Source organism: Microcystis sp. M_OC_Ca_00000000_C217Col (assembly GCF_007095585.1).
GTDB lineage: Bacteria > Cyanobacteriota > Cyanobacteriia > Cyanobacteriales > Microcystaceae > Microcystis > Microcystis panniformis.
The window spans coordinates 1-12,244 of record NZ_SFBV01000147.1 but is presented as its reverse complement, the minus strand read 5'-3'; the positions used below and the strand labels follow the sequence as shown (position 1 = coordinate 12,244).

The 12,244-nt window shown below is 42.5% G+C and carries 10 protein-coding genes and 1 pseudogene; 10 read left to right on the top strand and 1 reads right to left on the bottom strand.

What is annotated here, in order from left to right:
• Nucleotides 1-308: 308 nt before the first annotated feature.
• Nucleotides 309-1,493 carry an NAD(P)H-quinone oxidoreductase subunit H gene (locus tag EWV66_RS08500; RefSeq protein ID WP_002737016.1) on the top strand — a complete coding sequence of 395 codons (1,185 nt, stop codon included), beginning with the start codon at nt 309-311 and terminating at the stop codon, nt 1,491-1,493.
• Nucleotides 1,494-1,678: 185 nt separating this feature from the next.
• Here EWV66_RS08500 and EWV66_RS08495 read toward each other — a convergent pair whose 3' ends face one another.
• Nucleotides 1,679-1,855: a hypothetical protein gene (locus tag EWV66_RS08495; protein WP_287107834.1), complete on the bottom strand. Its 177-nt coding sequence runs from the start codon at nt 1,853-1,855 to the stop codon at nt 1,679-1,681.
• 123 nt (nt 1,856-1,978) lie between these two features.
• Here EWV66_RS08495 and EWV66_RS08490 point away from each other — a divergent pair, with 123 nt between their 5' ends.
• The 9 genes and pseudogenes from EWV66_RS08490 to EWV66_RS08450 all read left to right on the top strand — a co-directional run.
• Nucleotides 1,979-3,328 (top strand): hypothetical protein, encoded by a 1,350-nt coding sequence (locus EWV66_RS08490; RefSeq protein WP_287107835.1) that lies wholly within the window; start codon nt 1,979-1,981, stop codon nt 3,326-3,328.
• On the top strand, nt 3,310-4,329 hold the full coding sequence (locus EWV66_RS08485; RefSeq protein WP_287107836.1) for an AAA family ATPase: 1,020 nt from the start codon (nt 3,310-3,312) through the stop codon (nt 4,327-4,329). The genes EWV66_RS08490 and EWV66_RS08485 overlap by 19 nt, the downstream gene beginning before the upstream one ends.
• An 8-nt stretch (nt 4,330-4,337) precedes the next feature.
• Entirely contained in the window at nt 4,338-7,055 is a 2,718-nt protein-coding gene (locus tag EWV66_RS08480) for a formylglycine-generating enzyme family protein (RefSeq protein ID WP_287107837.1), read from the top strand.
• Between the two features lie 651 nt (nt 7,056-7,706).
• Nucleotides 7,707-7,892, top strand: a pseudogene (locus tag EWV66_RS08475) (hypothetical protein); the annotation flags it as partial.
• A gap of 41 nt (nt 7,893-7,933) precedes the next feature.
• Nucleotides 7,934-8,254, top strand: coding sequence for a DUF4258 domain-containing protein (locus EWV66_RS08470; protein WP_159248812.1), 321 nt, complete (start codon nt 7,934-7,936; stop codon nt 8,252-8,254).
• Nucleotides 8,242-8,457, top strand: a complete 216-nt coding sequence (locus tag EWV66_RS08465) for a DUF2283 domain-containing protein (RefSeq protein ID WP_002800147.1) — start codon at nt 8,242-8,244, stop codon at nt 8,455-8,457. Before EWV66_RS08470 ends, EWV66_RS08465 begins: the two co-directional genes overlap by 13 nt.
• Before the next feature lie 529 nt (nt 8,458-8,986).
• Complete coding sequence (locus tag EWV66_RS08460; protein ID WP_072923657.1) at nt 8,987-11,335, top strand: HD family phosphohydrolase; 2,349 nt, start codon at nt 8,987-8,989, stop codon at nt 11,333-11,335.
• Complete coding sequence (locus tag EWV66_RS08455; RefSeq protein WP_287107838.1) at nt 11,332-11,799, top strand: DUF29 domain-containing protein; 468 nt, start codon at nt 11,332-11,334, stop codon at nt 11,797-11,799. Before EWV66_RS08460 ends, EWV66_RS08455 begins: the two co-directional genes overlap by 4 nt.
• 38 nt (nt 11,800-11,837) lie before the next feature.
• The coding region (locus EWV66_RS08450; RefSeq protein ID WP_287107839.1) for a Uma2 family endonuclease at nt 11,838-12,244 on the top strand (407 nt) is incomplete at its 3' end.

Genomic DNA, 12,244 nt, shown 5'->3' with positions numbered 1-12,244 from the left:
TCTACTAATGACAGTAGCCTAGTTACTCAGGAGCCGGATACGGCGAAAGTCGTAAGTCCGGTTTTGAAGCAGGGGGTGGGAAGGCGACTTCCTGCTCTACTGTAACGGGTGTAGGGTGTGGGGTGTAGGGTGTGGGGTAGTGGGGTAGTGGGGTAGTGGGGTAGTGGGGAGAATAAATAAAAATAATCTCCTGACTACTGATTACTGATTACTGATTACTGATTACTGATACCCGATAGTCCTTGTGTATTGTCGAAGCGTTTACTTATAATAACTTTAAAAAGATTTTCGGGATCATCGGTAGCCCTATGGCAAAAATTGAAACGAGAACAGAACCCATGGTTTTAAACATGGGACCTCATCACCCGTCGATGCACGGTGTTTTGCGCTTAATCGTCACCCTCGACGGGGAAGACGTGATTGACTGTGAACCCGTGATCGGTTATCTTCATCGGGGCATGGAAAAAATTGCCGAAAATCGCACTAATGTCATGTACGTTCCCTACGTTAGTCGTTGGGATTACGCCGCAGGGATGTTTAATGAGGCGATTACGGTCAATGCTCCCGAAAAATTAGCCGATATCGCCGTTCCCAAACGAGCGCAATATATCCGGGTGATTATGTTGGAACTCAACCGCATCGCTAACCATTTACTCTGGTTAGGCCCCTTTATGGCGGATGTAGGCGCACAAACTCCCTTTTTCTACATTTTCCGGGAACGGGAGATGATTTATGACCTCTGGGAAGCTGCCACGGGAATGCGGTTAATTAATAATAATTATTTCCGCATTGGTGGCGTGGCGGTGGATTTACCCTACGGATGGGTGGATAAGTGCGTGGATTTCTGTGACTATTTTGAACCGAAAGTGGACGAATACGAGAAATTAATCACTAATAACCCGATTTTCCGCCGTCGTATTGAAGGGATAGGCTGCATTACCAGAGACGAAGCGATTAACTGGGGTTTATCCGGTCCGATGTTACGCGCTTCCGGGGTGAAATGGGATTTAAGAAAAGTTGACCATTACGAGTGTTACGACGATTTTGACTGGGAAGTGCATTGGGAAACCGCCGGCGATTGTTTTGCTCGTTATTTGGTGCGGATTCGGGAAATGCGCGAATCGGTGAAGATTATCCGGCAAGCACTGAAAGGTTTACCCGGTGGTCCCTACGAAAATCTGGAAGCAAAACGGATGGCAGAAGGGAAAAAATCAGCTTGGAATGATTTTGACTATCAATATATCGCCAAAAAAGTCGCCCCCACTTTTAAGATTCCTAAAGGTGAACATTATGTGCGCTTGGAAAGTGGTAAAGGGGAATTAGGTATCTTTATCGTCGGTAATGATGATGTTTTCCCTTGGCGTTGGAAAATTCGGGCCGCCGATTTTAATAATCTTCAAATTCTGCCCCATATCCTCAAAGGGGTAAAAGTTGCCGATATTATGGCGATTTTAGGCAGTATTGATATTATTATGGGGTCAGTTGATCGCTAAATCTCTTTCAGGGTGGGTTATCTTATTAACTCACCCTCGTTTTGGCCTAGTCTTATGAAAAAAGCACATCGGCCTTTATTTCAGGTAATGTGCTTAAGTAGGGAGGCACAAATTATTTGTAGGATGGGTTAGCGGTAGCGTAACCCATGCAGGCGTTGGGTTTCATGCTTCAACCCAACCTACGTTCATCTGATATTTAATTCCACCTGAACCTCAGTCATAGGGGGAAGAATCTCGCTTTGGGGAATCTTTAACTCTCCCACCTGAACACCCAAACTAGCCAAGGCAGTTAAAGTGGTGATGATGCGGCAAATCACGTCAATGTCCGCTTTATGTTTTTTCCAAAAATTTTCCTTTTTCATATTTACTCCTGTCCCCCTATAGCTTGTTTTTTGAGGACAAGTTGATTAAAATGCTTTAAGCAAATGCTGGCAAAAGGGTATCAAAAAGTGGATCAGATGGTAGGTTGACGTTTGACGAGATCTATGTTAAGGTCTGGCGAAATCAGATTATCGGATGAAGATGTAGAAACCCTTCGTAAGGCTAAAGATGCTTATAAGGGAAACTATTCTTGTGCTTCGGAGAAAACAGAGCAAATATTAATAGAAGCAAGTCGATGGTTACTTGAGGCATTTCTCGAAGAATACCGTAGTCGAACAAAAACTTCCAGTTATACCATTCCATTGAATGTCTTGAAAGATTGGATGACACTATCGCCACAATCCGGAACAACTAAAGACGTTTTAAAAACAGATGGGAAGAAATTGTACTTACAAAATGAATCTGATTTTAAAGGATTTGAACATCAGAAGAAAAGCGAGTACAGAATTGAAGATATTAATGATAATTTAATTCATTTAACCTTAGAAGATATTAATGGTTTATTAGAGCAGTCTATTTTAAAGGTAATTGGCATATCTGGAGATAGTTTGCGGTTTTGTACTGAACAAAAATATGGACTAGGAAAAAAAGGGCGAACCGCTAAACAATCTTATATTGTTCAAGCTTATTGCGAAGTATTAGGACTAGATTTTGAAAGCTTAGAATGTTGTCAAAATCATCATCAAAACCCCAAAAATCAACGAACAAATAATGAAAAAATTTATCGTATTTTGACAAAATTTAATTATACTAATCTAGTAAATTTTACCAGTTCAATAGCCGCTAAAACTTTACGAGAAGGCACTATTTATATTCCGCCTTGTCCTCATACATATCGTTTTTGGTGTTTGCGTCGTTTACACGAACAAATCTTGATCACTAATAATTTGCCCGTTAAACCTATTGTTTTTAAATTTCAAGGAGATGGTCAGGAAGAATGGGATAACTATAGTCTTCATGAACATTTTTTAAATAATTCTGGGGGAATTAAAAATTTAAAGACTAATAATTTTTGTTTGATTTTTGAAGGAATTGATTGTGCAGACTTTGACCGTTTAAAGGACATTTATTCGTTTTGGCAAAACTTAACTAAAAAAGCTAGTAAAATACAAAATAGTCCCATTCCGGGCTTTTTATTAATGATTTGGTTAGATTATGGAGAAGGGAATGATTGGAGAGATAAGGACAAATTATCAGAATTAAGTCCTATTCACCGCTTACAGATTGACTCTTGCTTTGAAAAACGGTCTTTTCAGGAAATTATTCCTACTTTTGCTCAACAACTTCAGTTAGGTTGTGACTTACAGGATGAAACCACAGACTTATTTAAATCTACCTTGCAGGAATTATGGGAAAATAGCAAGCACGGCAACATAGAAGACACACTGAAAGCTTTTTATCAACAATTTCAAGGACAATTATCGAGGGAAAATAGATGGCAAAACTATCCTTAACTTACACGGGAGAAATTCAACCTAAATCGGATCTTTATTATGAACCGATTCAACAGAAAATTTATCCCTATGACGCAGGTGATGAGTTAATAGAAGTTGTTAACTTGGCTATTGAATTGGGAATGCCTTTGTTACTAGAAGGTGAACCGGGATGTGGCAAAAGTCGTCTAGCTCATGCCTTAGTTTATGAATTTAATAATGGTCAGCAAAGTGGTTCTATAAAATATTATGAGTGGATAGTTCAATCTACAAGTAAAGCAGAAGATAGTCTCTATCAATATGATTATATTGGTCGTTTACAAGCTGCTCAAATTAGCGGAATTTTAAGCCAAAAAGAAATAGAAGAATCTTCTTCTGAGCAAAAAAATCCAGCTACTTCAAAGCAAAAAAATCCAGCTACTTCAAAGCAAAAAAATCCAGCTACTTCAAAAGATTGGGTTGATTTACAACCCTTGGGTAAAGCATTTGAACAAAGTCAAGATAAGCAAGAACAATCGGTAGTATTAATTGATGAAATAGATAAAGCAGATCGAGATTTTCCTAATGATTTACTTTTAGCCATTGAATCTCGTCGTTTTTTCATTAAAGAAACAGGAAAAACAATTCAAGCAAATGATCAAGCTTTTCCTCTGATTATAATTACCAGTAATCAAGAAAAAAACTTACCCAATGCTTTTCTGAGACGTTGCATTTATCACTATATTGAGCTACCCAACCAAGAAAGATTAAGAAAAATATTAACCGAACGATTTACCGACGCTGAACAAGAGGTTATCATCAAAGCAGTGGACCGTTTTCTGGAAGTGAGAACATCACAAGACGAGACTAAATCTGAAGGAGAAAAAAAAGTTAGCACAAGTGAATTAATAGCCTGGTTTAAATCGTTGCTCAAGTACAAACCTGAAGAAATTATCGCCAAATTAAACGAGGACAAATTACCCCACGCTAGTGTTTTACTAAAAAGCCGTACTGATGTACAAGATTATGGAACAAGAGGTTAAAAAAGCCAATGATATCCCCCCTACTTGACCTATTTTATCAACTCAGAGACGAAGAAGGATTTCTGCTGTCTATTGAACAATATTATCGGGTGGAAAATTACCTAATTCAAAAACTCGCCAATGATTCTGATATTGCTATTCAAGAAAATCCCAACTTAGAGAATCCTAAAATTAAACTTCTTTGTCAAGCTTTATGGGTTAAATCCCCGAAAGAAAAAGAAAAGTTTGATCAGGCCTGGACAGAGATGCTACAGTTACAACCAGAAATAAATACAGAAATAGCCCAAAAAACACCTATTCGCCATCCAGAAGAATCGATTAGCAAAATTATAAACCCGATGGATGATAGGGAATCTCCCTCATTAGAAATTACCCCTTCTGGGGATACACAAATAGCACCGGAGACTTCATTTCCACAAATTGCCACAGCTATTGAAAAGCGAAAAAAAATCACCTCCTTAGATAATCCTGATTATTATCCTATTGGCATCGCTAAGTTACAAGAAAGTTGGCAGCAACTGCGTCCATTACCCCTAGAAAGTCCTCGACAAACTTGGGATCTAAAAGCTACGGTGATGGCAACGGCTAAACGAGGTTTTTTTGATCAAATAATTTACCAAAAGAAGCAACTTTATCGCCGAGAAATTATTATTTTTATTGATTGTTCTGACTCGATGATTCCCTTTGCAGGATTTGGTAGGATAATGAAGCAAACTTGGGCAAATGTTCCCCATTTTTACTTTGATAATCTGATTAGAGACGAGGTTTTACGACAAGAAAACGGTTGGGAAAGTCAATCTTTAACCAAAGTTCTCTCTAACTATTCTCCGGAAGTAACCAGTTGTCTAATTCTTAGTGATGCAGGTGCCGCTAGAAAACGTTATGTAGAAGAGCGCTTGAGCGCAACAGAAACCCTTATCCGACGATTTAGCCGAAGATTTAGCCGAGTCGCATGGTTAAACCCCTTACCCTATCATCGATGGTATGGGACAACTGCCTGGGATATTGCTGACTTAGCTGAAGATATACCCAATTTTTCCATGTTTGAACTAACCACAGAGGACTGGGAAAACTTGATAACATGGCTAAAAGAAGAAGCTATCCCACCCCGTCATTTATTTAATCCTAATCAGTTTCAACAAGGGGATAATTGGGATGAGGATGAAGATTTTTTTAGCGCAAAAAGCCGTTTAAGATTATTTGAAGAAGAAAACGAAACAAACACCAGAGAACTAGCGAAAAGAGCGGCATTTCCCCTTAGTTTATCCCCTAATTTACTTTATTATCTGCGTCAACATCAAGATAAAGATAATCAAGCTACTTGGTATGCGATCGCTGATATTTTACTCTCCAGTTTAGTCCGCAAAATAGATCGAGAACTCTATGAAATGTCTCCCGATGTTCGTAAACTACTATTAGAAAAATTAACCCCAGAGGAACTCAAATCTCTGGCCTATCAGTTACAAACCTATATTCAGGAACAAATCGGTGATTATTGCTCAAAATCGGTTTATTGGCAAAATCAACAATGGTTAGCTCTTGCCTACCTAAAACCCAGTCAAGCAGTCAATGAAATCAGACAGGTACTAGCAGAAGCTATCAAAAATAATAACCGAGTGCGTCTTGTGAGATTGACAGCTTTATTAGAAAATCTATCCGCTGCTTTAGCCGATTATGAACCCTTGTTATTGCTTAATAAACCGATTGCCGCCTATTCTAGAGGGGATTTAAACCACGTTGGCAATGTCCTTCAACTTTCCCCAGAAGACGAAGGAACCCTACAAAAACGTTTAATAGACGAAGTAGCCGCTATTGTTCCCTACGATGAAAACCTTTTCCTTTTTACCGCAGAAACGGTATTGGTTAATAAAACAGGCCAAGTTATCGAGAGAAAACCTGTTAAAGCCTATTTTTACGATGAAAATCTTCCGGAAGTTGGCAACCGGAAAGAAGCTCAAAACTATATCCGCATGATGTATATTCCCCAAGGAGAATTCTGGATGGGAACGGAAGATGAGGAAATCGAAAGACTGGTTAAAAAATTTGGTTGGGACGCACATAAAAGGGAAAGACCACAACACCTAGTCAAAGTCCCCGCTTTTCATATCAGTCAAACCCCGATTACCCAGGGCCAGTGGAGAGCGATTGCCGCAACCGCTAAAATAGACATCAACCTGAAGACAAACCCCTCTCGCTTCAAAGGGGATGGGCTACCCGTAGAACGAGTCAACTGGTATGAAGCAACGGAATTCTGTAAACGACTATCAAGGGAAACAAAACGGGAGTATCGGCTACCGAGTGAGGCAGAATGGGAGTACGCCTGTAGAGCGGGGACAAAAACACCCTTTCATTTTGGGGAAACGATAACGGCAGATTTAGCTAACTATCGAGCTACTGAAACCTATGCCGATGAACCTACAGGAGAATATCGACAACAAACGACTCCCGTGGGACAGGTTCCCCCAAACGCTTTTGGACTGTACGATATGCACGGCAATGTCTGGGAATGGTGCGCCGATACTTGGCACGATAACTATCATGTTGCGCCGACGGATGGCAGTGCCTGGATAGAAAATGGGAATGATAATCGTTCTCCGTTGCGGGGCGGTTCTTGGTTCTTCAATCCCTATCTCTGCCGTTCCGCTTTCCGCAACTTCGACTTCCGCCGCGTCAGCTACATCAACAACGGTTTTCGGGTGGTGTGCGGTGCTGGGAGGACCCTGTAACCCTTTTTCTCTTTTTTTTTCCCGCCCAAAGGCCGGTCGATTTTGTAGGGGCGAACTGCGTTCGCCCACCGGCAATAATCGTCCCACCCGTTTTTGGGGAATTTGGGGGGAATTTGGGTTATTTGGGCGCACGCGATGCGCCCCTACGGGTTTTTGGGGGGTTGGGCGCACGCAATGCGCCCCTACGGGTTTTTGGGGGGGGTTGGGCGCAGGCAATGCGCCCCTACGGGTTTTTGGGGGGGGTTGGGCGCAGGCAATGCGCCCCTACGGGTTTTTGGGGTTATTTGGGCGCACGCAATGCGCCCCTACGGGTTTTTGGGGGGGGTTGGGCGCACGCAATGCGCCCCTACGGGTTTTTGGGGGGGGTTGGGCGCACGCGATGCGCCCCTACGGGTTTTTGGGGGGGGTTGGGCGCAGGCAATGCGCCCCTACGGGTTTTTGGGGGGGGTTGGGCGCACGCGATGCGCCCCTACGGGTTTTTGGGCGCACCAGAAGGCGAAAAACCCCCGCATCAAGTTAATCTAGATACCTTTCGAGAAAAAATTTTTTTGCACAGGGAGTCCTTAAAATAGAAGAGGGAACCCAAAACCGAGTTACCGGTATTTTTCCTCTGGGCATGGTCGCGCAGTTTATAGAATTTAGCTGGAATTTATGAATCATTTTCTGCATTCTTTCACTGTTTTTCCTGATTCTGCCCGAAAATCTCGCTCTTACTCCCTGGGTAAACTGCGACGACCCTTAATCTTCCTGTTTACCGTCGGTTATCGTTTCTATAATCAGCCGAAATTGGCCGTCGGGACTATTTCCCCGGTTACAATTATCGCCCCCGAAGATGCCCGTTCTCATCTTGACTAAGAATTTGCTGATGAGGACAAAACATGAGCAAAAATGATCTATTTTTTGAGATTTTAACCCCTCTTAATTGTACGATCTGCGTCACTGTTACCTATTGGGAAATTATCACCCAGATAAAACATCCTATAATGAAAGGACAAGAAAAATTAGTCCAAGAAACCCTTAGCCAACCTGATGAAATTCGACGTAGCCGCAGTGACCCTAATGTTTATCTTTTTTATAAACTTCAACGACCAAAACGTTGGCTCTGTGCCATTATCCGAAAACTCAATGGTGATGGTTTCCTAATTACCACTTATCCCACCGATGCAATTAAAGAAGGGGAAATTTTATGGCAGAAGTAAACGTTTATTATGATCCGATGGGCAATACCTTAACCGTGTGGTTTGGCGATCGCTCTTCAGAATATCTCTGCGAAGAAACCGGCGACGAAGTTATTTTAATGAAAAATCAAAAAGGCGAAGTTATTGGTTTTGAAAAACTTAACTATAGGATTTCTGAGAACAGGAATCTTAAAATTTCCCTAGAAACCGCCATCCCTCTTTAAACAATAAAAGCGAAAAATAACACTTAAGTAGCTGGGTTATAATTAAATTAAAAATGGATTTTAGGTTCGATCCCCCCTGCCCCCCTTGATAAGGGGGGTGTCGATCCCCCCTGCCCCCCTTGATAAGGGGGGTGTCCATGAGTAGAAAACGGGTTTCTCGGAGAAACCCGTTTTCTGTGCTGAAAAAGTACGGGCGAAGCATTCGGATAGAAAATCTACGGTTTCAGCAATAGGTTATTGCCCGAATGCTTCGCCCCTACAGGATGCGGGCCGATGAAGACGCAGGGATAGGTTATACTGAATCCGGTTATTAAAAACCGATTATTTATTGTCTCTTTTCCCTTTTGCCTCTTGCATGAGTGCCTTATCTCAACAAGCAATTTAAATGCGCGGGCAGCTTAGCTTACCTTTCGAGAAAAAATTTTTTTGCACAGGGAGTCCTTACAATAGAAAAGGGAACACACAACCAAATTGCTGGTATTTTTCCTCTGGGCATGGTGGCGCAGTTTATAGAATTTAGCTGGAATTTATGAATCATTTTCTGCATTCTTTCACTGTTTTTCCTGATTCTGCCCGAAAATCTCGCTCTTACTCCCTCGGTAAACTGCGACGACCGTTAATCTTCCTGTTTACCGTCGGTTGTCTGACTAGCGTGGTCGGTTATCGTTTCTATAATCAGCCGAAATTGGCCGTCGGGACTATTTCCCCCGTCACGATTATCGCCCCCGAAGATGCCCGTTTTCAAGACCAAGAAACCACCGCCCTCAAACGCCAAAAAATTCGGGCTGGACTGCTTCCCCGGCTGAAAAGAGACCCCCAAACCACCGACCAGATCGAGCGATCGCTGCGAGACACTTTAGGGCAATTAAGTCAAATTAGCCCAATTCTGCGAAAAAATTCCATTTTAATGGGCAGGAATATTTCTAACGCCACAATGGAAACGCTGCTCACCTTTTCTGCCGCTCAATGGTCAACTCTACAAAGCCGCCTCAACTATGAAGAATCTTTTACAAAACCCTTGACAAAAGAACAGGAATATGCTGTTAGCGAAATCCAAGCCTATCGTCAGCGCGTGGCCAAGGGTAACTTTGAGCAATTTATCGATCGATTAGGGCAATTACGGCAAATAAAGGAGCAAACCAGCCAAAATTATCAGCATTCCAGCTTAAATAAACTCAAATACGCCGATCTGATCACAGTGGCCCAAATGGGCGATCGAGAGTGGCCAAACCTAGAAACAGCCATCCTGCAAGCGAGTCGCCGGATTTTGGTACAAGGCATTCCCCCAGGGATTTCCACCAGTCACCTACAGGATACCATCGCCGTGCAGATTAGCAGCGATCGCCTAACCAGTCGCCAGCAGTCTTTAGCCGAAAATATCCTTCTAGCGGCCCTGGAGGGACAAGCGAACCTGATAGAAGATCGGGAGGCAACCAAAGAACAAGCCACTAAAGCGGTGGAAGCGGTAGATATGGTTATGTCTGACGCTCAAGCTGGTCAAATTATCGTTAAAGCAGGCGAAACAATTACTCAAGCTCAGTTTGTTCTCATCGATGGCTTTGGTTTGAGCGAACGGGGCATTAACTGGATGGGTTTAGGGTCAACGGCAATCCTTGTCACCAGCGCGATCGGGACTTTTTGCCTCGTTTCCCAGCGTCTCCATCGGCCCCTGCGTCACCGGGATTTTCTTCTCTTGGGTTTACTGAGTTTTACCACACCGATCCTAGCGATCGCCCATATTCCCTTTACCAATCTGGCAGCCGTGGGTTTATTACTCAGCAGTTTCTATGGCCCGACTCTGGCCGTCACCCAAGTCCTCTTAACTGCCGGTCTTTCCCTATTCAGCATCCAAGGCATCAGCGCCGATTTAATCGCCGGGACGATTGGGGGACTATTAGCGGCGATGATAGCGGCAAAATTGCGCTCCCGGGATGAATTATCGCTCCTAGGGATGGGAATCGGAGTCAGTCAAGGGGGTGTTTATCTGCTCACTTACCTAATCGTTAGCGCCACGGCCAGCACGGTCATCTATACTCTACTACCCACGGCGCTCGTCTATGGTCTATCGGGAATAGCTTGGACAGTAATCGCCCTAGGATTATCCCCCTATTTGGAACGCTGTTTCGATGTGGTCACTCCCATTCGTCTGGTGGAGTTGTCCAATCCTAATTGTAGTTTGCTCAAACGTTTGGCCACGGAAGCACCGGGTACTTTTCAACATACCCTTTTTGTCGCCTGTTTAGCTGAAGCGGCCGCCCGAAAACTGCACTGTAATGTGGAATTAATTCGCACGGGAACCCTTTATCACGATATCGGGAAAATGCACGATCCTCTCGGTTTTATTGAAAATCAAATGGGTGGCCCGAATAAACACGATGAAATTAATGATCCCTACGTCAGCGCCGAGATTATTAAAAAGCACGTTAGCGAAGGGTTAGTCATGGCCCGCAGACACGGTTTACCGCGAGTGGTCCGCGATTTTATTCCCGAACACCAAGGCAATCTCTTAATTTCCTATTTTTATCAGCAAGCTTTGCAAAAATCCGCCCAAAATGGTCAAGAACTCGTCGATGAGGCGGCCTTTCGCTACGATGGTCCGATTCCCCAATCGCGAGAAACGGCGATCGTTATGTTAGCCGATAGTAGCGAGGCCGCTTTGCGATCGCTGAAGGAGGCCTCCCCAGAACAAGCCATGGATATGATCAAAAAGATTTTTCAGGCCCGATGGCGCGATCAACAATTAGTAGATAGTGGTATTCGTCAGGAGGAATTACCAATTATTGCCGAGGTTTTTGTGCAAGTTTGGCAACAATTCCACCATCAACGCATTGCCTACCCAAAAGCAGTTTTAGAAGTCTCCTCAGCCAAAAAAATATGAAAAAAGATACTTGGCTAAATCAGTTACAATTTCTCTACGAACAAGATGAACATCTCTGGTTGACTGAAACAATTAAACTTCTCAAGGCCAATCGTCTAGCCGAGTTAGATATTCAACATTTAATCGAGGAGTTGGAGGCTTTGAGCAAACGGGATAGAAATCGAGTTGAGAGTTTTTTAAGACAGATAATTATTCAGCTTTTGCTGTGGCAATATTGGTCAGAAGAATTTGAATTAAATCATCGGCATTGGCAAGGAGAAATAGCCACTTTTAGAGTTCAGCTAAATGGATACTTAAGCACAAATCTAGAAAAATATCTCCTAGATAACCAAGAAAGAATCTATCAAGATGCCGTTTTTATTGTTGGGCAAAAAACTGAAATATCTCCTCACAATTTCCCTCTAAATTGTCCCTATTCCCTCGAACAAATGCTTAATAGGCATTGGTTGCCAGAGCGAAATTAGTTAAATCCCACAGGAAAAAATTAAGGATAATTACCAAAATGTTACTAATTACTCTCAACGAAAATACTTTATCTTTATCTCCAGGCAGTCAAGTTATTTTTCCCCATCAGACTTGGGAAGATTACGAAAGATTGCTGAGTTTACGTCTCCAAAAAACCTATCCAAAACTCTATTTTAATCGCAAAACTCAAGAAATTAGGCTTATGTCTCCCCTACCAAGTCATGGCAATCGTGTTGATACATTAAGGGATTTAGTAAAAATTATCCTCCGTCGTCAAGGTAAAGACTGGCAATGTTTTGATCCGATTACCTTGAAAATGCTGGGAGAAGCGGGATTAGAACCAGATACTTGTTTTTATATTGATAATAGACAGGCAATTTTAGGCAAAGAAAGAATTGATTTAACTGTTGATCCTCCTCCCGATTTAGCTATAGAAGTGGATTT

Coding starts and splice junctions, on each gene's coding strand:
- EWV66_RS08500 (WP_002737016.1), top strand. CDS start 309: ATGGCAAAAATTGAAACGAGAACAGAACCCATGGTTTTAAACATGGGA.
- EWV66_RS08495 (WP_287107834.1), bottom strand. CDS start 1,855: ATGAAAAAGGAAAATTTTTGGAAAAAACATAAAGCGGACATTGACGTG.
- EWV66_RS08490 (WP_287107835.1), top strand. CDS start 1,979: ATGTTAAGGTCTGGCGAAATCAGATTATCGGATGAAGATGTAGAAACC.
- EWV66_RS08485 (WP_287107836.1), top strand. CDS start 3,310: ATGGCAAAACTATCCTTAACTTACACGGGAGAAATTCAACCTAAATCG.
- EWV66_RS08480 (WP_287107837.1), top strand. CDS start 4,338: ATGATATCCCCCCTACTTGACCTATTTTATCAACTCAGAGACGAAGAA.
- EWV66_RS08470 (WP_159248812.1), top strand. CDS start 7,934: ATGAGCAAAAATGATCTATTTTTTGAGATTTTAACCCCTCTTAATTGT.
- EWV66_RS08465 (WP_002800147.1), top strand. CDS start 8,242: ATGGCAGAAGTAAACGTTTATTATGATCCGATGGGCAATACCTTAACC.
- EWV66_RS08460 (WP_072923657.1), top strand. CDS start 8,987: ATGAATCATTTTCTGCATTCTTTCACTGTTTTTCCTGATTCTGCCCGA.
- EWV66_RS08455 (WP_287107838.1), top strand. CDS start 11,332: ATGAAAAAAGATACTTGGCTAAATCAGTTACAATTTCTCTACGAACAA.